At 45.3% G+C, this 20,276-nt stretch carries 16 protein-coding genes; all 16 read left to right on the top strand.

Annotation, left to right across the window (positions count from 1 at the left end; all coding sequences use genetic code 11):
* Positions 1-40: 40 nt before the first annotated feature.
* The 16 genes from truB to ymfI all read left to right on the top strand — a co-directional run bounded on the left by truB (position 41) and on the right by ymfI (position 20,254).
* Positions 41-934 (top strand): tRNA pseudouridine(55) synthase TruB, encoded by an 894-nt coding sequence (truB, locus tag BTO30_RS07405; protein ID WP_075398091.1) that lies wholly within the window; start codon positions 41-43, stop codon positions 932-934.
* 21 nt (positions 935-955) lie between these two features.
* A complete protein-coding gene (gene ribF, locus BTO30_RS07400; protein ID WP_075398090.1) occupies positions 956-1,918 on the top strand; it encodes a bifunctional riboflavin kinase/FAD synthetase in 963 nt (320 codons plus the stop codon).
* Positions 1,919-2,027: 109 nt separating this feature from the next.
* Positions 2,028-2,297 carry a 30S ribosomal protein S15 gene (gene rpsO, locus BTO30_RS07395; protein WP_075398089.1) on the top strand — a complete coding sequence of 90 codons (270 nt, stop codon included), beginning with the start codon at positions 2,028-2,030 and terminating at the stop codon, positions 2,295-2,297.
* A 75-nt stretch (positions 2,298-2,372) separates the two neighbouring features.
* On the top strand, positions 2,373-4,493 hold the full coding sequence (gene pnp, locus BTO30_RS07390) for a polyribonucleotide nucleotidyltransferase (RefSeq protein ID WP_075398088.1): 2,121 nt from the start codon (positions 2,373-2,375) through the stop codon (positions 4,491-4,493).
* A 135-nt stretch (positions 4,494-4,628) separates the two neighbouring features.
* Positions 4,629-5,870 carry a M16 family metallopeptidase gene (locus BTO30_RS07385; protein WP_075398087.1) on the top strand — a complete coding sequence of 414 codons (1,242 nt, stop codon included), beginning with the start codon at positions 4,629-4,631 and terminating at the stop codon, positions 5,868-5,870.
* Between the two features lie 629 nt (positions 5,871-6,499).
* Positions 6,500-7,369 carry a dipicolinate synthase subunit DpsA gene (dpsA, locus tag BTO30_RS07380; RefSeq protein ID WP_158023574.1) on the top strand — a complete coding sequence of 290 codons (870 nt, stop codon included), beginning with the start codon at positions 6,500-6,502 and terminating at the stop codon, positions 7,367-7,369.
* Positions 7,370-7,372: 3 nt separating this feature from the next.
* Positions 7,373-7,957, top strand: a complete 585-nt coding sequence (locus BTO30_RS07375) for a dipicolinate synthase subunit B (RefSeq protein WP_075398085.1) — start codon at positions 7,373-7,375, stop codon at positions 7,955-7,957.
* A 187-nt stretch (positions 7,958-8,144) separates the two neighbouring features.
* The gene (gene asd / locus BTO30_RS07370; protein WP_075398084.1) at positions 8,145-9,197 is read left to right on the top strand and encodes an aspartate-semialdehyde dehydrogenase; all 1,053 of its coding nucleotides are present in this window, start codon (positions 8,145-8,147) and stop codon (positions 9,195-9,197) included.
* A 161-nt stretch (positions 9,198-9,358) separates the two neighbouring features.
* The gene (gene dapG, locus BTO30_RS07365; protein ID WP_075398218.1) at positions 9,359-10,615 is read left to right on the top strand and encodes an aspartate kinase; all 1,257 of its coding nucleotides are present in this window, start codon (positions 9,359-9,361) and stop codon (positions 10,613-10,615) included.
* Positions 10,612-11,478 (top strand): 4-hydroxy-tetrahydrodipicolinate synthase, encoded by an 867-nt coding sequence (dapA, locus tag BTO30_RS07360; protein WP_075398083.1) that lies wholly within the window; start codon positions 10,612-10,614, stop codon positions 11,476-11,478. The genes dapG and dapA overlap by 4 nt, the downstream gene beginning before the upstream one ends.
* Before the next feature lie 144 nt (positions 11,479-11,622).
* Positions 11,623-13,290, top strand: coding sequence for a ribonuclease J (locus tag BTO30_RS07355; RefSeq protein WP_075398082.1), 1,668 nt, complete (start codon positions 11,623-11,625; stop codon positions 13,288-13,290).
* A 101-nt stretch (positions 13,291-13,391) separates the two neighbouring features.
* Positions 13,392-15,590, top strand: a complete 2,199-nt coding sequence (locus BTO30_RS07350) for an FtsK/SpoIIIE family DNA translocase (protein ID WP_211272829.1) — start codon at positions 13,392-13,394, stop codon at positions 15,588-15,590.
* A 260-nt stretch (positions 15,591-15,850) separates the two neighbouring features.
* The gene (locus BTO30_RS07345; protein WP_075398081.1) at positions 15,851-16,576 is read left to right on the top strand and encodes a GntR family transcriptional regulator; all 726 of its coding nucleotides are present in this window, start codon (positions 15,851-15,853) and stop codon (positions 16,574-16,576) included.
* A 383-nt stretch (positions 16,577-16,959) separates the two neighbouring features.
* Complete coding sequence (gene yfmF / locus BTO30_RS07340) at positions 16,960-18,240, top strand: EF-P 5-aminopentanol modification-associated protein YfmF (protein ID WP_075398080.1); 1,281 nt, start codon at positions 16,960-16,962, stop codon at positions 18,238-18,240.
* Complete coding sequence (yfmH, locus tag BTO30_RS07335) at positions 18,237-19,532, top strand: EF-P 5-aminopentanol modification-associated protein YfmH (protein WP_075398079.1); 1,296 nt, start codon at positions 18,237-18,239, stop codon at positions 19,530-19,532. Before yfmF ends, yfmH begins: the two co-directional genes overlap by 4 nt.
* Positions 19,532-20,254 (top strand): elongation factor P 5-aminopentanone reductase, encoded by a 723-nt coding sequence (ymfI, locus tag BTO30_RS07330; protein ID WP_075398078.1) that lies wholly within the window; start codon positions 19,532-19,534, stop codon positions 20,252-20,254. The genes yfmH and ymfI overlap by 1 nt, the downstream gene beginning before the upstream one ends.
* Positions 20,255-20,276: the final 22 nt, after the last annotated feature.

The raw sequence follows: 20,276 nt of genomic DNA, 5'->3' as shown, positions 1-20,276 counted from the left end.
CGTCTTTTTTATGAACCTGGAGACTTGGAGGCGAAAAAAATTGAACGGAATTTTACCGCTTTGGAAAGAAAAAGGCATGACATCGCATGACTGCGTTTTTAAAGTACGAAAAATATTGAACACAAAAAAAGTCGGCCACACCGGCACGCTGGACCCGGATGTGGAAGGCGTACTCCCGCTGTGTATCGGAAAAGCAACACGTCTTGCTGAATACATAACGGACAGCGGCAAAACATATGAAGCGCAAGTCACAATCGGCGTGTCAACGGAAACGGAAGATGCATCAGGTTCAGTCATTGAAACAAAAAAAGTGGATGCTTCATTGACAAAAGAAGAGCTGTTAACAGTCTTGTCTCAGCTGACCGGACAAATTGAACAGACCCCGCCGATGTATTCTGCAGTAAAAGTAAACGGCAGGCGGCTTTATGAATATGCCCGCGCAGGCCAGGTGGTGGAGCGTCCATCCAGAATGGTAACCATTCATCAAATCGAATTGATTAGTGATATGAAACAAAACGAGGACACAGCTAGTTTTTCTATTCGTGTGGCCTGCGGCAAAGGGACATACATCCGAACGCTGGCGGTGATGATCGGTGAAAAACTTGGCTATCCAGCGCACATGTCGAAGCTTGTCCGCACAAGCTCGGGCGGATTTGGAGAAAATGACTGTGTGACCTTGTCAGAACTTGCCGAAAGTGAGCCGGAAGATGTCTTAAAACCGGCTGCCACCGCGGTTTCTCATTTGCCGAAGTGGGACGTAAATGATACAGTAGCAGTAACGATAAAAAATGGAGCAGTACTGCCGGTGCCCGCTGAATGGCCGGATGGAGAAGAGGAAGCAGCGGTTTTTTGGAATGGAGAGCTGCTGGCCATTTACCAGTTTCATCCTGAAAAAGACGGAAAAATAAAGCCGGTTAAAGTAATGCCTGATTGAAAGAAAGCCAGGTGTCAACAAATGGAAACAATAATGCTTCGTCATCCCCATGAAAAGAAGACAGACGAGTTTCAGCCAATGGCGCTTGCACTCGGTTTTTTTGACGGTGTGCATAAAGGTCATCAAAAGGTCATTCGCACAGCCAAACAAATCGCGGACCAGCATGGCTGGAAGAGCGCTGTCATGACGTTTGATCCTCATCCGTCTGTCGTTCTGGGACAGAAACACCGGCATATACGCCACATTACACCGCTTGAAGAAAAAAAACGGCTGATTGAAGAGCTTGGTGTTGATTATTTATTTATTGTCCGGTTTACATCCGATTTTGCGGCTTTGGAGCCTCAGCAGTTTATCGATGAGTACATCATCGGATTAAATGTGCGGCACGTCATTGCCGGATTTGACTATACGTACGGCCGTCTCGGCAAAGGAACGATGGAAACCATTCGATTCCATTCGCGTGGACAGTTTGAGTATACCACCGTTAAAAAACTGGACTTGGAGGAGGAAAAAGTAAGCTCGACAAAAGTGCGTGAATTACTTTCGAGCGGTCTTGTACGCGATGCATCCGATTTGCTGGGACGCCCGTACCGGATGCGCGGCACGGTTATTCACGGCGATAAACGAGGCCGGAAAATGGGCTTTCCAACCGCGAATATCGAACCGGACGATTCATACTTTTTGCCGCTTACAGGCGTGTATGCGGTAAAAATGCGCGTCCAGAATGAATGGCGCGAAGGGGTATGTAATGTAGGCTACCGGCCAACATTTAAAAGCCCGGACAAGCCAGTTTTATCTATTGAAGTGCATATTTTTCAGTATAGTGGAGATATTTATGGAGAAGAAGTGGATGTAGACTGGTACATTCGTCTCCGCGGTGAACAAAAATTTAACGGAATTGAAGAATTGTCCGCTCAAATTGAAAAAGATAAGCAGTCGGCGATACGCTTCTTCGACAAGAAGCGCCTTGACGAAAACAGCTAAGTTTCGTATAATATTCATTGCTTGACATTTTGAACCGCTGCTTGGCATAGCGAGTCTCCAACGCATGCTCGGCTGACGGGGATGAAACAATTTAAAGGAGGAACTACACATGGCATTATCACAAGAACGCAAAAACCAACTCATTCAGGAGTACAGAACACACGAAAGCGATACTGGATCTCCAGAAGTGCAAATCGCTGTATTGACTGAACAAATCAACACTTTGAATGATCATTTACGCACACATAAAAAAGACCATCATTCACGTCGCGGTCTTTTGAAAATGGTCGGCCGCCGCCGTAACTTGCTTTCATACCTTCGCAACAAGGATGTTCAACGTTACCGCGAGTTGATACAAAAACTTGGTTTGCGCCGATAATTCACGATAAAGCGGGATTTTTCCCGCTTTTTTGTTAGGAAAAAAACGTTTTTTAAATAAGAGAGGTGCAAATAAATGGAGCAGGGAAAACAAACATTTTCCATGGATTGGGCAGGGCGTAAGCTGACTGTTGAAGTCGGACAAATCGCTAAGCAGGCCAATGGTTCAGCGTTGATTCGCTACGGCGATACCGTTGTATTAAGCTCTGCAACAGCCTCAAAAGAACCAAAAGCAGTCGATTTCTTTCCTTTAACTGTAAACTATGAAGAGCGACTATACGCTGTCGGTAAAATTCCCGGCGGATTTATTAAACGGGAAGGACGTCCGAGTGAAAAAGCGACATTGGCGAGCCGTTTAATTGACCGGCCGATCCGCCCGCTGTTTCCGGATGGTTTCCGCAACGAAATCCAAGTGATCAGCATGGTGATGAGTGTCGATCAAAACTGCTCTTCTGAAGTGGCAGCGATGTTCGGTTCATCACTCGCTCTTTCAATATCGGATATTCCGTTTGAAGGACCGATTGCCGGCGTGCAGGTCGGCCGTATTAATGGTGAATTCGTGATTAACCCTACTGTTGAACAGGCGGAGCAAAGCGATATCGATTTGACGGTTGCCGGTACGAAAGAGGCCATTAACATGGTGGAAGCGGGTGCCAAAGAGGTGCCTGAAGAAGTGATGCTTGAAGCGATCATGTTTGGTCACGAAGAAATTAAACGACTCATTGCTTTCCAGGAAGACATTGTAGAAAAATGCGGAAAAGAAAAACGCGAAGTTGAATTGTATGAACATGACAAAGAACTTGAAGCGAAAATCCGTACAATGTGTGAAAGCGATATGATTAAAGCCATTCAAACAGCTGAAAAGCATGCGCGTGACGAAGCGATTACAGAAGTCAAAAATTCTGTCAAAGCAGCGCTTGAAGCAGAAGGCAGCGAAGAGTCTCTTCGGGAAGCGTCTGAAATATTGGATAAAATTGTTAAAGAGGAAGTCCGCCGTTTAATTACAGTTGAAAAAATCCGTCCGGACGGCCGTAAAATCAATGAAATCCGTCCGCTTGCCTCGGAAACAACCTTGCTGCCGCGCACGCACGGTTCTGCAATGTTTACGCGCGGTCAGACACAGGTGCTCAGCATTGCGACACTTGGCGCGCTTGGTGACGTTCAAATTTTGGATGGGCTTGGTGTAGAAGAGTCAAAGCGTTTTATGCACCATTACAACTTTCCTTCATTCAGCGTAGGGGAAACAAGACCGCTTCGCGCGCCGGGACGCCGTGAAATCGGCCACGGTGCACTTGGTGAACGTGCGCTTGATCCCATCATTCCGGATGAGAAAGATTTCCCATATACGATTCGTCTTGTGTCAGAAGTGCTTGAATCAAACGGTTCATCTTCGCAGGCAAGCATTTGTGCCAGTACGATGGCGATGATGGATGCAGGGGTGCCGATTAAAGCACCGGTTGCAGGTATCGCGATGGGTCTTGTGAAGTCGGGAGATCACTACACCATTCTCAGTGACATTCAAGGAATGGAAGATCACCTTGGCGACATGGACTTTAAAGTGGCCGGTACAGCTAAAGGTGTAACCGCTCTTCAAATGGATATTAAAATTGAGGGATTAAGCCGTCAAATTTTAGAAGAAGCGCTGCAACAGGCAAAAGAAGGAAGAATGCATATTTTAGAGCATATGCTGTCCGTTATTGATAAGCCGCGTACGGAATTATCCGCGTATGCACCGAAAATCATCACCATGACGATTAACCCGGACAAAATCCGCGATGTCATCGGGCCGAGCGGAAAGCAGATCAATAAAATCATTGAAGAAACAGGCGTTAAGATTGATATTGAACAGGATGGAACGGTCTTTATTTCGTCCGTCAATCAAGAGGACAACGAACGCGCGAAGAAAATCATTGAAGATATTGTCCGTGAAGTGCAGGTCGGCGAACTTTACATGGGGAAAGTGAAACGAATTGAAAAATTCGGAGCGTTTGTCGAATTGTTTAAAGGAAAAGACGGACTTGTCCACATTTCGGAACTCGCAGAAGAACGCGTTGCCAAAGTGGAAGATGTGGTGAAGATGGGCGATGAGTTCCTTGTTAAAGTCATTGCCATTGATAATCAGGGACGTGTAAACGTATCCCGTAAAGCTGTTATAAAAGAACAAAAAGAAAAAGAAGAAGCAGCTAAGCAGCCATAACGCCATAAAAACACCAGTCTTGAGTAAAAGACTGGTGTTTTTTTCTGGTATAAATGCCAGACCTGTGTTAATGTTATTCATTGATATTGGTAAATAGACATCCTGGTGAAACAGAAATAGGGGGCTTTGATTACGTTGATTAAAAGATTTACATGCGACAATGGTGTGACCATTGTAACGGAGGAAATTTCCACTGTCCGTTCGGCAGCAATCGGCATTTGGATAGCGACCGGATCAAGGGATGAATCTCCGGAACTGAATGGAATATCCCATTTTCTTGAACATATGTTTTTTAAAGGTACCAAGTCGTTAAGTGCAAAAGAGATTGCGGAAAGTTTTGACAGCATCGGCGGTCAAGTCAATGCGTTTACGTCAAAAGAATATACATGCTACTATGCAAAAGTGCTTGATAATCATGCGGATCATGCTTTAAACGTGCTCGCTGACATGTTTTTTCATTCGACGTTTGAGGAAGAAGAAATGGAGAAAGAAAAAAATGTCATTTATGAAGAAATTAAAATGTACGAAGATGCACCGGACGATATTGTCCATGACTTATTAAGCAGAGCTGCATACGGGGACCATCCGCTGGGACTGCCCATTTTAGGAACAGAAGAAACACTGGCTTCCTTTACGCGCGATACTTTAAAAGAGTATATGTACAATATGTATGCGCCGGACCGCGTCGTTATTTCCATCGCCGGAAACATCGATGAGACCATTGTCCGTAAAGCAGAAGCGCTTTTCGGTTCATATTCAGGCGGTAAAGCGACATCTATGTCTGCCGTTTCTGATTTTTATTACGAAAAAAAAGCGCGCTCCAAAGAGACAGAACAAGCTCATTTATGCCTTGGTTATGAAGGTCTTTCGATTGGAGATAAGGATATATACAGCTTAATTGTGATGAACAATATTATCGGCGGCAGTATGTCGAGCCGTTTGTTTCAGGAAGTGCGTGAAGAACGGGGCCTTGCTTATTCCGTTTATTCATACCATTCGTCCTATAAAGATACCGGGTTAATTACGTTTTATGGAGGGACTGGTGCCGAGCAGCTGGATGAATTGTATGAAACCATTATGAACTCCATTGATCTTGTGAAAGCAGACGGCTTTACAGAGAAAGAGTTGCATAACAGTAAAGAGCAGCTAAAAGGCAGCTTAATGCTAAGTCTGGAGAGTACAAACAGCCGCATGAGCAGAAATGGGAAAAACGAGCTGCTGTTAAAGCGGCATCGTTCCCTTGATGAAATTGTGTCACTTATAGACGGCGTAACGAAAGAAAGCGTTGACCAATTGGCGAAGCAGCTGTTCGATAAACCATTTTCCGCTTCCTTGATCAGCCCCGACGGCAAATGGCCAACATCAGCCGTGAATTGAATCCGCTTTTTGCGGATTTGAGACTGTAGACAAAGTCGGCGACAGCAAATCAACAGGCGTCTTTTGTGAAGACCCCGCTTTTTATCCGGAGCCAATAGGGGAAGCCGTCCGGACTTCGCTTTCCGCGGGCAGTGCGGGAACTTCCTCGGCTGCGCCTGCGGGATCTCCCGATTCACTGTGCATCCCGCAGGAGTCTTCGTCCGGACGGCTTCCCCAAGGCGTTTTAGAAAAGCAGCAAGTGAGCGCGAGACTTTATATACAGTATTTATTGAACAATCGCGAGGAACATGTCTGCGTATTTTTCACCATTGCTGCTGCGAAGAAATAGGGAACTGCCAGACGATATTGTTTTGTTTAAAGCACTAGCGGCAGGCGCACGGCGCAGACTCCTATGGGACGAGCTCAGCGCCTGCCCCATGGAAAGCGAAGCCGCGCGCCTGCCGCTTTGTCAAATCCCGTCAAAACAGCTTGTATAAAAAGAAGCAAAAGGATATTAAGGTAAAAAATTTTTATTTTTCTACAATACGGAATCCGCTTTTTGCGGATTCTTTTTTATACGCTGGTAAAGGCACAGGGAAATAAACGGGTCATACAATAAAAAGAACACGTCACAAATGGAGGAGATGAAAATGAACGCAGTTTTATTCGGCGGTGATGCCAGGCAGTTGGAAATAAGCCGTATTTTGCTGCAAAGCGGGTATCGTGTTTGGATGGTGGGATTTGAAAAAAGCGAAAAAGTGTACGGTGCAGATCATATCCAGGTTAGCGAACTGAAAAACATCCCCATTGATCTTTTTATTTTGCCTGTTTCCGGTGTGAAAAAAGGCGGAGAAGTGGAAGCTTCGTACGCTGGCGGGCCGCTCGTTTTGACAAAAGAAATAGCAGCACTTCTTACTGAGACGTGTATGATTATCAGCGGCATACACACCCCGGAGCTAACGAATATCCTAAAACGGGAAATCTGTTTTTTATTTGACCGTGAAGATGTAGCGATTCATAATTCGATCCCGACAGCGGAAGGGACCCTTTTGCTGGCAATGCAGCATACACCATTTACGATACATCGTTCGAATGTCGTGGTCATTGGCTTTGGCCGCGTCGGCTTGACAACTGCCCGGCTATTTAGGCAGGCAGGCGCTTTTGTAAAAACGGCAGTGAGAGAGACTGGTAAATTTGCACGCGCTGTTGAAATGGGACTTGACCCGTTTTATATGGAAGAAATCAATGCGTATATGGAACAAGCTGACATCATCATTAACACAGTGCCGTCACTTGTTATCACGGATGAAGTGATTCAACATATGAACAAAACAGGTCTCATTATTGATCTTGCCTCACTTCCGGGAGGCACTGATTTTGAAGCGGCAAAAAAAGCGGGCGTTCAAGCGATTCATGCGCTCAGTTTACCGGGAAAAACGGCGCCGCAAACAGCAGGAAAAATACTGGGCCGCGTCATTGTCGATGCAGCGCGTGAATGGAAAAAGGAAAGGGGATTGTAAACTGTGGAACCGTCTTTAACCGGCCGCCGAATCGGCTTCGGATTAACAGGATCTCATTGTACATTTGAAGAAGTGGTGCCTATTGTAAAAAGATTGGCTGAACTTGGTGCAGAGGTCGTTCCTGTCGCGAGTGCAACGGTACAAAAAGAAGCGAGCCGGTTTGGCGAAGCCGGAGAATGGCTTCAAAAAATAGAAGAGGAAGCAGGCCGACAAGCGATTGTGACCATTCAGGATGCAGAACCGCTTGGCCCGAAAGAACCGCTCGACTGCATGGTCATTGCCCCAATGACAGGCAGTTCGCTTAGCCGGTTTGCCAATGCGAATACGGATTCCCCCGTTTTAATGGCAGCAAAAGCCACCCTCCGTAACGGATGTCCGGTTGTTGTCGCCGTTTCAACAAATGATGGACTGGGCTTGAACAGCCAGAACATTTTCAAGCTGTTAAATACGAAAAACATTTTCTTCGTTCCATTCGGACAGGATGATCCATTTAAAAAACCGAACTCGCTCGTGGCCAAAATGCATCTTATTCCGGAAACTGTAGCCGCCGCATTAAACTACCGCCAAATTCAGCCGCTGTTAAAATAAAAGACAAACAGCCCTCTCCTAATCGGTCTTTTTTAATGAACGATAGATTTTCTTCTTTTATTCATTCTTTATTGTGTTAAAATAATGCTATTAATAGTATCGAGATACTTTTTTCACTATTTGCTATTATTCGACAGCGTATCCTATACGTTAATTGAATCATTTATTCTGGAAGGGGAAGATTTACATGAGTAACAAAGGTTTTCACGTAGCCGTCGTAGGTGCGACGGGAGCGGTCGGACAGCAAATGCTTAAAACATTGGAGGAGCGCAATTTCCCGATTAAGACATTGACGCTTCTTTCATCCGCCCGTTCAGCGGGAAAAACCGTTTCTTTTAGAGGCGAAGACGTAACGATTCAAGAAGCGAAGCCGGAAAGCTTTGAAGGCATCGATATCGCATTGTTCTCAGCAGGCGGCAGCGTATCCCAGGTTCTTGCTCCGGAAGCAGCAAAACGGGGTGCGGTTGTCATCGACAATACAAGCGCATTCCGCATGGACCCGGAAGTACCGCTTGTTGTACCTGAAGTGAACAAAGAGGATTTGCGTAAACATAAAGGCATTATCGCCAATCCAAACTGTTCAACGATTCAAATGCTTGTTGCACTTGAACCGATCCGCCAGGCACATGGCTTGAAAAAAGTGATCGTTTCGACATACCAAGCAGTTTCAGGCGCTGGCGCCAAAGCGGTTGAAGAACTTTACAATCAAACGAAAGCTATTGTGAATAACGAACCATTTGAGCCGCAAATTTTGCCGGTTGGCAGCGATAAGAAGCATTATCAAATCGCGTTCAATGCGATCCCGCAAATTGATAAATTCCAGGACAATGGCTTCACATATGAAGAAATGAAAATGATTAACGAAACGAAAAAAATTATGCACATGGATGACCTGCCGGTTGCGGCTACTTGCGTACGTCTGCCGGTTGCGACAGGACACTCTGAATCGCTTTATTTCGAAACGGAAAAAGGCGGCTTAACAGCGTCAGACATTCAGGCATTATTGAAAGATGCACCGGGCGTTGTCCTGCAGGATAATCCGGCCGAGCAAGTATATCCGATGCCTGCAGACTGCGTGGGCAAAAATGATGTATTTGTCGGACGTATTCGTAAGGATCTTGACACAGATAACGGTTTCCACATGTGGGTTGTATCGGATAACCTGTTAAAAGGTGCAGCCTGGAACTCCGTGCAGATTGCTGAAACTTTGATTGAAATGGAGATTGTCACAGAAAAGTAATGTGGACTTCATCTGGCGGGAATCGAAGCGCCCGCTGAATGTTCGTTAACCCAATCGGCGTATACGGGCAGCCTGCTTTTCAATGATTGTAAGCCGGTGGGTACTGCCCGTTAGCCGGGATAAACGGCTTCCATTCATCATGAGAAGGCTAGGTGTTCAATGTGAAGATCATTATCCAGAAATTCGGCGGTACATCGGTTCGTGATGAACAATCGAGGCTGAGGGCGCTTGTTCATGTTCAGCGGGCTGTCCGCGAAGGCTATAAAGTAGTTGTTGTTGTGTCCGCAATGGGCCGAAAAGGCGATCCATATTCCACGGATACATTGCTCTCGCTTACAGGCAGTGGAGAAAGTATGCTGACAAGAAGAGAAACCGATCTTCTGATGTCAGCTGGCGAACTTATTTCCAGCCTTGTTTTCTCGAACATGCTGAAAGAAAATGGGCTTGAGGCAACAGCATTAACCGGCGGGCAGGCAGGATTTGTGACGGATCATGATCACATGCAGGCAAAAATTATTGAAATGAATTGTACACGCCTTATGAAAGAACTGGAAGCGCATGATGTCGTTGTCGTGGCCGGCTTTCAAGGGGCATCCAAGTCAGGCGAAGTGACGACTCTCGGACGAGGCGGCAGCGATACATCCGCCGCCGCATTAGGCGCCGCCGTCGGTGCTGACTTTATCGATATTTTTACGGATGTGAACGGTATTATGACAGCGGACCCGCGCATTGTACACCATGCGCGGCCGCTTTCTGTCGTGACATATACAGAAGTGTGCAATATGGCGTATCAGGGAGCAAAGGTCATTCATCCGCGTGCGGTTGAAATTGCGATGCAGGCGAAAGTGCCGCTTCGCATCCGCTCTACGTATTCAGAAGAAACGGGTACACTTGTGACGTCATCGCCGGATGAAAATCATGGCTCCGATACACGTGACCGTCTTGTTACAGGTATTGCCCATGTCTCCGGTATTACCCGGATTAGAGTCCAGACGACGGATCAAGCGCGGGTTTTTCAGCTTATAGCAGATGAGGGAATCAGCGTTGATTTTATTAATATTTCGGAAGACCGCGTCACTTACACCGTCTCGACAGCCCTTGCCGCCCTCGCGCAGCAAAAACTGATCGACAGCGGTTATGCTCCGATTTTGGAACCGGATTGTGCAAAAGTATCCGTTGTAGGGGCGGGCATGACGGGCGTCCCTGGCGTAACGTCTAAAATTGTCACTGCTCTTTCTAAAAAAGGGATTAAGATTATGCAGTCAGCGGACAGTCATACGACGATCTGGGTTCTTGTCAAAGAAAACCAGATGCCGGCAGCTGTTAACGCACTTCACGATGCATTTTTATTAGAAATAATAAACGAACAGGCTGAATTGAATGAGGAGGCCGAGATTACAGGAGGCGAATACGAATGATTTCTTTCGGCCGGTTGTCAACGGCGATGGTAACGCCGTTTGATTCAAAAGGAAACATTGATTTCGACAAAACAACCCAACTGATTGAACATTTAATTCAAACCGGGACGGACTCGCTTGTTGTGGCTGGTACAACCGGTGAATCACCAACACTTACGTCAGAAGAGAAAGTGGCGCTGTTCCGTCATACGGTAAAAGTAGCTGCAGGCCGTATCCCGGTTATTGCCGGTACAGGCAGCAACAATACAAGAGTATCGATCGAATTGACAAAAAAGGCCGAAGAGGCAGGCGTCGACGCAATTATGCTCGTTGCACCATATTATAATAAACCGAATCAGGAAGGGCTTTTTCAGCATTTTAAAACAATTGCTGAATCAACTAGTCTGCCTGTAATGATCTATAATATTCCAGGACGTACATCCATTTTAATTGAACCGAAAACAACGATCCGTCTTGCAAATGAAGTGCCGAATATTATCGCGACGAAAGAAGCAAGCGGCAGTATAGATATTGTGACGGAAATTTTGGCGAATACGGCAGATGATTTTCTCGTCTACAGCGGTGATGATGGCTTGACGCTTCCGGTATTGTCAGTCGGCGGCACAGGCATTATTTCGGTGGCGTCTCACGTTGCAGGAAACGAAATGAAAAAAATGGTCGATGCCTTTTATGCAGGTGATGTACAGACGGCCGCTGTCATTCATCAGGAACTTCTTCCGCTTTTCCGCGGATTGTTTGCCGCACCAAACCCGGTGCCGGTAAAGACTGCACTTCAGCTGAAAGGATTGGATGTCGGCAGCGTACGGCTTCCACTTGTTCCGCTGACAGAAGACGAGCGGACAACATTATCGGCATTGCTTTAAAAAAAGCCGGCTTTTGCAAATCCATACTGCAAAAGCCGGCTTTTCCTTTTTTATGTTAGATTGTATTGGCTTTACTTTTCTCCATCGATTATAATAGACGTAATGTATGGAACGGGCTTGTTAAATGTTTAGGAGGAAAATATTGTGAGCAAGAAAGTAAATGAACAAATTAAAATCATTCCGCTCGGAGGAGTCGGAGAAATTGGCAAAAACATGACTGTGGTGGAAGTGGATCGCGATATTTTCGTGATTGATACCGGACTCATGTTTCCGGAAAACGAAATGCTTGGCATTGATATCGTTATTCCGGATATCACGTATTTAGAGGAAAACAAAGATCGGGTTAAAGGCATTTTCTTAACGCACGGACATGAAGATGCGCTCGGATCGCTCGGATATGTACTGAAAAAAGTGAAAGCGCCAGTATACGGAACGAAATTGACACTTGCGCTTGCCAAAATGCGTCTTCGTGAAGAAAATGTAAAGGAAGATGTGAAATATTATACGGTGCATTCAGAATCACGTCTTCGGTTTGATCATGCGGAAGTGACGTTTTTCCGTACGACGCACAGCATTCCGGATTCAGTCGGTGTCGCTATTCACACATCTGAAGGGGCCATTGTACATACGGGTGAATTTAAATTTGATCAAAGCGCAAAAGGGCATTATGCACCGGATATCAGTAAAATGGCCGCCCTCGGAAAAAATGGCGTATTTGTATTGCTGTCTGATTCAACAGAAGCGGAACGTCCCGGTCATACAACGTCTGAAGAAGTGATTGCGGCACAGCTTTCTGATGCATTCCATACCGCAAGCGGACGTATTATCGTCTCACTATTTGCATCCAACTTAATCCGTATGCAGCAAGTCTTTGATGCGGCCTTTGAAAACGGACGTAAGGTAGCGGTAAGCGGGAAAAGCATCCAGCGCGTAAACGACATTGCTATCCGGCTGGGCTATTTGACTGTTGAAGAAGACATTTTAATTAACTTAAATGAAATTGGAAAGTACCCGGATCACGAAGTTGTTATTTTAGCGACTGGCGTCCAAGGCGAACCGATTGAAGCGCTGCAAAAAATGGCGAAAGGAACGAACCGTCATGTGAAAATTAAAGAAGGCGATACAGTGTTAATTACCGCCACACCTTCAGCGGGACTTGAACTCCTTCTAGCGAAAACCGTAAACTTGCTGTATCGTGCCGGCGCAAATGTCTTAACAGGCAGCAGACGCGTTCATGTGTCAGGTCACGGATCCCAAGAAGATTTGAAGTTTATGCTGAATTTAATGAAGCCGAAATATTTTGTTCCCATTCAAGGGGAATATCGGATGCTTAAATCGCATGCAAAGCTGGCTGAAATGACGGGTGTGCCGCGTGAGAATATTTACATTCCCGAAAAAGGCGATGTTATTGAATTTAAAAACGGCGGCATGCGTCCAGCCGGCAGAGTAACAGCCGGCAATGTTCTTATTGATGGAATTGGTGTCGGCGATGTCGGCAATATCGTTCTTCGTGATCGGAAATTGCTTTCACAGGATGGTATTTTTACCGTTGTCATTACGTTAAGCAAAAAACAGAAAAAAATAGTGGCTGGACCGGAAATTATTTCCCGGGGATTTGTGTATGTCCGTGAATCAGAAAAATTAATAGATGCTTCCGTTAAACTCGTAACGGACATTGTTGAAAAAAACCTTGCAGGGGAATCGTTTGAATGGTCGGGTATTAAACAGGATATTCGCGATCAGCTTAATTCATTCTTACATGAAAAAACGAAGCGCCGTCCCATGATTTTACCTATTATTATGGAAGTGTAACCGCTCGTGTGTTCGATTAAGTAAATATGGTATAATTGGAAAGCAGCCCAATGAAGGCTGCTTTCCACCTGTTTATAGAACAAAATTTAAGGGTGATGGAATTGGCACAGAAAAAAAGAAAAAAAACAACTCGGCGGCGGACAAACAAAGAAAAAGCAAAGGCTGCAGCTTATAAATTTCAAATAGCAGGTGCTGTGATGACCGCTGTATCGGTAATAGGACTTATCGGAACAGGTGAACTAGGAAAGTATGTTACCCAAGGGTCTGATTTTATTTTTGGTTATTTAAGTATTGTTGGTCTAAGCGGTCTTGCAGCTTTCGGGTTGTTCATGCTCACGAAACGAAAATGGCCTCCAATCTGGACAAAAAAATCGATAGGTGTGCTGTTACTTATCGCAAGTGCGGCGCTCTTTATGGAAATGCTCAAAGTCAATACAGATGAGGGTATTGGCGGTGGAATCATCGGATCCGGATTATATTCGTTTTTCTTCTTTTTATTTGGCACTCCGGGCACATGGATTTTTGCTGTTTTACTGTTTTTGACGGGTGTTATATTAATCGGGGGCAAACCGCTCGTGGAGAAAGTTTCTCATGCTGCCGTGATTCTGAATGAGAAAATAAAAGAAAAATGGATTGGATGGCGTGAGCGAATGGCTGAACGTGAAGAAGAAAAGGAGCGCATTCAGGAGTCTCGGGAAACGACTAAACAAATTGTGCACACAGAGCCGGATTTACCGGCAGAAATACGTGAACCTGAACCGGTTATTTCCAGTTTTGCGGAAAAAGCGTACAGCGATGAACCAGCGGCTTCTCTATTGAAAGAACAGGAAAAGGAAACAGGAGAACCCGTTTTGCTGTTTGCGGAAGAGGAAAATAAAGAATATAAACTGCCTCCTGCTTCTATTTTGAAAAAACCGCAGCAAACAGACCAGAGCAATGAAAAAAAACACATTCAAAAAAATGCGCAAAAACTGGAAAAAACATTCCAAAGCTTTGGTGTGAAAGCAAAAGTCACACAAGTGCATCTTGGTCCCGCTGTCACAAAATATGAAGTACATCCCGATACAGGGGTGAAAGTAAGCAAAATTGTCGGCTTAACGGATGACCTCGCGCTGGCGCTTGCGGCGAAAGATATCCGGATGGAGGCGCCGATCCCAGGAAAATCAGCAATCGGCATTGAAGTGCCAAACGCTGAAGTGGCGATGGTCAGCTTTCGCGAAGTAATTGAAGCAAAGCAAAATGACAAGCCGGACTCGAAACTGCTGGTCGCTCTAGGCCGCGACATTACAGGAGAAGCCATTACTGCCGAGATGAACAAGATGCCGCATCTCCTTGTTGCCGGTGCAACCGGGAGCGGGAAAAGCGTGTGCATCAACGGCATCATTACGAGTATTTTAATGCGTGCAAAGCCGCATGAAGTAAAAATGATAATGATTGATCCGAAAATGGTGGAGTTAAATGTATATAACGGCGTCCCGCATTTACTGGCGCCTGTTGTCACAGATGCCAAAAAAGCATCACAAGCATTGAAAAAAGTCGTCGGGGAAATGGAACGGCGCTACGATTTATTTTCTCACACCGGCACAAGAAATATAGAAGGCTACAATGGACATGTAACGAAACATAATAAGGAAACCGGCGAAAAACAGCCGCATCTTCCTTATATTGTAGTCATTGTAGATGAACTTGCCGATTTAATGATGGTTGCGTCCAATGATGTGGAAGATTCGATTACCCGTCTTGCACAAATGGCCCGGGCAGCCGGCATTCATCTCATTATTGCGACACAGCGGCCGTCTGTTGATGTCATTACGGGTGTGATCAAAGCGAATATCCCATCGCGAATTGCATTTGCTGTGTCATCGGCTACCGATTCACGAACAATTCTGGATATGGGCGGAGCCGAAAAATTACTCGGCCGCGGCGATATGCTTTTTTATCCGTCAGGCGCCGTTAAACCTGTGCGTGTGCAAGGAGCCTTTTTATCGGATGAAGAAGTAGAGGATATCGTCGACTTTGTGATTTCTCAGCAAAAAGCTCAATATCAAGAAGAAATGATTCCCGAAGATATTCCTGAAACAACGGCACAGTCAGAGGATGAACTGTATGATGATGCGGTTCAGCTTGTAGCAGAAATGCAGACAGCATCCGTTTCCATGCTGCAGCGGCGCTTTCGCATCGGCTACAGCCGGGCAGCCCGATTAATAGATGAAATGGAAATGCGCGGGGTAATTGGCCCTTATGAAGGAAGCAAACCGCGCACCGTGCTTGTTTCAAAACCATCTGAAGAAATGATGTAAAAGAACAGTCTCCGGCTGTTCTTTTTTTGAAAAATAATTTTACGTTATACTTATTGAATGGAAGAGATGACTAAAGGTTTTTTAATTTGTTTGAATAATGATGCATTTAAAAGAATAATTAACAAAAAGTAACCGCTTTAGTTGGAATATCATCTTTTCAATGAACTAAAAAAATGATATGTTATGGTTAAATTAGCATAAACGTTAAACCTCAGAGGTCTGATGTCATGTGTGAATGAAAGAAGGGTGGTGAGAAATCCATGTCTATTAAACAGGACAACCGTCATTTATATTTGCAAGTGATAGATCGTTTGAAAAAGGATATTGAGGAAGACATTTATCAAGAAAAAGAAAAACTTCCTTCTGAATTTGAACTGGCGAAACAGCTTGGAGTAAGCCGGGCGACGCTTCGTGAAGCCCTTCGTATTCTGGAAGAAGAAAATGTGATTATCAGACGCCACGGTGTCGGCACATTCGTTCACTCAAAGCCGCTTTTTATGTCGGGGATTGAACAGTTAATCAGCGTGACGGATATGATTGTAAACGCCGGCATGGAACCGGGCACCATCTTTCTTTCGTCCCACATTCAGCAGGCAACTGAAGAAGATGCACGCCGTCTAAATTGTGATCCGGACGGGGAGTTGATGGTGATTGAACGGGTGAGGACAGCGAATGGGGAACCGGTTGTGTACTGTATTGACAAAATACCGGCCGAACTTTTTCCGGGCCAGTTTGATGCAGGGCATAAATCGCTTTTTACCTTGTTTGATGAGCAGGCATCCGATCGCATCTCCCATGCGGTAGCAGACATCGAACCGTTCGGATGGCATGAAAAAGTATCGCCGATTCTACAGTGTGATCCTGAAACGGCGCTTTTAGCTTTGAAGCAGCTCCACTATACGGAAACAGATGTCCCTGTTTTATACTCGGTCAACTTTTTTCGTGCGGACAAATTCAGTTTCCATGTTTTGCGCAGACGGATGTAAGCTGTTGTTCCCCCGTTTTGGACTGACCCACGGAAATGAGAAAAAAAACTGCCCGGCTGTCCTGTTCAATGACTGCCGGGTAGTTTAGTTTTTCCTGTATTCATTTTTCGTTAGCATGATTTTTCCCGGTATCCCATTAACATGGGTTTGAGTGTTCTGTTTTTTGGGAAAAAGCTGCTGCTGTCTAGATTTTGATTGCGCCTTATGTCCCGCCAAATATTGGCGGTTTTTTCTATTTAAGAAAGGTTTTTTGGCATACCGCCGCCTTCAGGAAAATTCATACCACGCATCAAATTCTTTTTCATTTCATGAATGCTCATGTATAGTGAAGATATACTAGTAAAAGCTATGTAGAAGTTTGGATCAGGGGAGGAATTATGATAATGGAAGCAGCACGGGAACAATCGTTCAATCATCCGGGGTGTACCGTCCATGTGATTGAAACGGAAAAATATAAAACAAATACAGTCATTATTAAATTGAAGGCGCCGCTTGAGCGTGAAACGATTACAATGCGCGCACTTCTGCCGCATGTTTTGCAGGCAGGTACGGAAAATGCGCCGTCTGCAACGGCCTTTCGTTCCGCTTTGGATGATTTATATGGTGCAACTTTCTTCGCGGATTCGGCGAAAAAAGGGGACGGCCATGTCTTGACGTTTACCATCGAAGTGGCGAACGAAACGTTTCTGCACGGTGAAAGCGACTTGTTTGATCAAGCTCTTTCTGTTATGTCCGATGTTTTGTTCCGCCCTTTCCTCAAAGAAGGAGTTTTCCCGGAAAAAACAGTGATGCAGGAAAAAAGAAGTCTGCAGCAGCGCATCCGCTCCATATACGATGATAAAACACGCTATGCGTCGATGAAATTAGTGGAAGAGATGTATAAAGATGATCCATATGCCCTGTCAGCAGGCGGCATTTTAGAGGATGTGGAACCGATCACATCGGCGGCCCTTTATGACTATTACCGGAAAACGCTTGCGGGAGATACGATCGATATTTTCGTCATTGGCGATGTCAAGGCAGCGGAAGCCGCAGCAAAAATTGAAGCGCATTTCCCATTTGAAAAGCGGACAGCATTCTTTCAGAAAAAAAGTGCTTCTACCCAGGTGACAGATGTCCGGGTCATTCATGAAACACAGCAGATTAATCAGGGAAAATTAACGATTGGCTGCCGGACAAGCGTGACTTATGCGGATCCGCAGTTTGCCGCGCTGCAAGTGTTCAACGGCGTATTTGGCGGTTTTGCCCATTCGAAGCTGTTTATGAATGTTCGGGAAAAAGAAAGTCTGGCGTATTATGCGGCGAGCCGTCTTGACAGCCATAAAGGCTTTTTAATGATGCTGGCCGGTATTGATCAAAAGAATTACGATAAAACGGTCAAAATTATGAATGAGCAATTGGACGACATGAAGGAAGGCCGCATTACCGATCTCGAAATGGACCAGACGAAAGCCCTTTTGAAAAATCAGCTGAAAGAATCGTCGGATACAGCGCGCGGCATGGTGGAGCTTTTGTATCATAATATTGCAGCGGGTGTGGACCGTCCGATTGAAACGTTGATCGAGGAAATTGATGCGGTGACGAAAGAGGAGACGGCGGCAGCAGCGAAAACAGTCGTTGTCGATACAGTGTACTTTTTGTCAGGCAAGGAGGAGCGGGAATGAATAATACAGTGTTTGAGCAAATGAAGGAAACCGTGTATCATGAACAGCTTGAAAATGGGCTGAATGTATACATTTTACCGAAAGCGGGCTTCAATAAAACATATGTGACGTTTACGACGAATTACGGCTCTATTGATAACGATTTTATTCCGGAAGGCGAATCGGATTTTTTGCACGTGCCGGATGGGATTGCTCATTTTTTAGAACACAAAATGTTTGAAAAAGAAGATGGCGATGTATTCCAGAAGTTCAGCAGCCAGGGGGCTTCCGCAAACGCCTTTACGTCTTTCACAAGAACGGCGTATTTGTTTTCCGCAACATCAAACATTAAAGAAAACACAGAGACATTACTCGATTTTGTTCAGGCGCCGTATTTTACGGAACAGACGGTTGAAAAAGAGAAAGGCATTATTGGACAGGAAATTAGAATGTACGATGACAACCCGGACTGGCGTGTGTATTTTGGGCTGATTGAAAACTTATACAAAAATCATCCTGTCAAAATTGATATTGCCGGCACGGTTGAATCGATTGCACACATTACGAAAGATCACTTGTATACTTGTTACGAAACGTTTTATCATCCAAATAACATGTCGCTCTTTATCGTCGGCCCTGTTGACCCGAATGAGATGATGGAATTTGTGCGCCGTAATCAGGCAAGCAAAACATTTCCGGCTCCGACTCCGATTAAACGCCGCTTTCCGGATGAACCGGCAGAAGCAGCAGAAACACACCGTTCTCTCCGTATGACCGTAAATACATCGAAATGTGAAGTCGGTTTGAAGATGCCTGTATCAGATAAAAAAGGCACAGAAAAGTTAAAAGAAGAGCTCGCTGCAGGGCTGCTGCTCGAAATACTGTTTGGAAAAAGTGCGGAATTTTATGAGAAATCATATAATGCCGGACTGATTGATGATACGTTTGGTTTTGACTACACTGCCGAGCGCGGATTCAGCTTTGCTATCGTCGGCGGTGACACAAATGAGCCGGATAAGCTTTCTCAGCGTATTAAAGAGCAGCTGCTTGAAGCAAAAGAAGGGCAGCATATGGCAGAAGATTCTTTTCAGCGAGCGCGCAAGAAAAAAATCGGTTCCCTGCTTCGGTCATTTAATTCACCGGAATTTATCGCCAACCAATTTACCCGTTATCAATTTAACGGATTAAATTTATTTGAAACAGTGCCGCTTCTTGAAGCGATGACGATGGACGATGTCGTTCGTTTTGCCCGTACGATGATTCAGGAAGAAGGATTTTCTTCCTGTTTTGTTCTTCCAAAAGAGAGCGCATAATGAGAAAAAAAGCATTCATTACCGGTGCCTCAGGCGGTATCGGCTCAGCCATTGCGCTCAATTTAGCAAACAATGGCTGGGACTTATTTCTTCATTACAATCAACAGGAAGAATCGGCTCACCGTCTGGCGGCTCAGGTGCGGAATACAGGAAGAGAAGCTGTTCTGCTCAAAGCGGATTTAACAAAGGCCGATGATATTGAAGCCCTTTCCAAATCAGCTTATGAGGCGGCAGCTGTTATATTCGCAGCCGGGATGAGTCAATACGGGATGCTGCAAGACGTGACAGACGCGGAAATGGATGCGCTCTGGCATGTTCATATGAAAGCGCCTATGATGGTTTCACGTGCCATGATTCCGTCTTTAATTAAGCAAGATAACGCATCGATTACCTTTATATCATCCATTTGGGGAGAAACAGGAGCCTCCTGTGAAGCGGTGTATTCCGCCGTAAAAGGAGCGCAGATTGCGTTTGCAAAAGCGCTGTCAAAAGAACTTGGCCCATCCGGCGTCCGTGTGAATACAATCGCACCAGGCGCAGTTCAAACAGCCATGAACAACGGATTTTCAGCAGAAGAGCAGGAGGAAATCGCCGCGGATATACCGCTTGGCCGTTTCGCTCAGCCAAATGAAATTGCCGACGCCGCGGCTTTTTTAGTGTCGCCCGCGGCCAGTTATATTACTGGACACACGTTATCAGTGAACGGCGGCTGGTATGCATAAATGGATAAAGGACAGAACATAC

It is taken from the genome of Domibacillus antri (genome assembly GCF_001936625.1).
In the GTDB taxonomy this organism is placed as follows: domain Bacteria; phylum Bacillota; class Bacilli; order Bacillales; family Domibacillaceae; genus Domibacillus; species Domibacillus antri.
The sequence above is the reverse complement of the archived record's forward strand: the minus strand, read 5'-3'. Positions and strand labels throughout refer to the sequence as shown.

Bases quoted from the DNA above. Each gene is read 5' to 3' on its own strand.
- ribF (WP_075398090.1), top strand. From the start codon at position 956: ATGGAAACAATAATGCTTCGTCATCCCCATGAAAAGAAGACAGACGAG.
- rpsO (WP_075398089.1), top strand. From the start codon at position 2,028: ATGGCATTATCACAAGAACGCAAAAACCAACTCATTCAGGAGTACAGA.
- pnp (WP_075398088.1), top strand. From the start codon at position 2,373: ATGGAGCAGGGAAAACAAACATTTTCCATGGATTGGGCAGGGCGTAAG.
- dpsA (WP_158023574.1), top strand. From the start codon at position 6,500: ATGAACGCAGTTTTATTCGGCGGTGATGCCAGGCAGTTGGAAATAAGC.
- asd (WP_075398084.1), top strand. From the start codon at position 8,145: ATGAGTAACAAAGGTTTTCACGTAGCCGTCGTAGGTGCGACGGGAGCG.
- dapA (WP_075398083.1), top strand. From the start codon at position 10,612: ATGATTTCTTTCGGCCGGTTGTCAACGGCGATGGTAACGCCGTTTGAT.
- BTO30_RS07345 (WP_075398081.1), top strand. From the start codon at position 15,851: ATGTCTATTAAACAGGACAACCGTCATTTATATTTGCAAGTGATAGAT.
- yfmF (WP_075398080.1), top strand. From the start codon at position 16,960: ATGGAAGCAGCACGGGAACAATCGTTCAATCATCCGGGGTGTACCGTC.
- yfmH (WP_075398079.1), top strand. From the start codon at position 18,237: ATGAATAATACAGTGTTTGAGCAAATGAAGGAAACCGTGTATCATGAA.
- ymfI (WP_075398078.1), top strand. From the start codon at position 19,532: ATGAGAAAAAAAGCATTCATTACCGGTGCCTCAGGCGGTATCGGCTCA.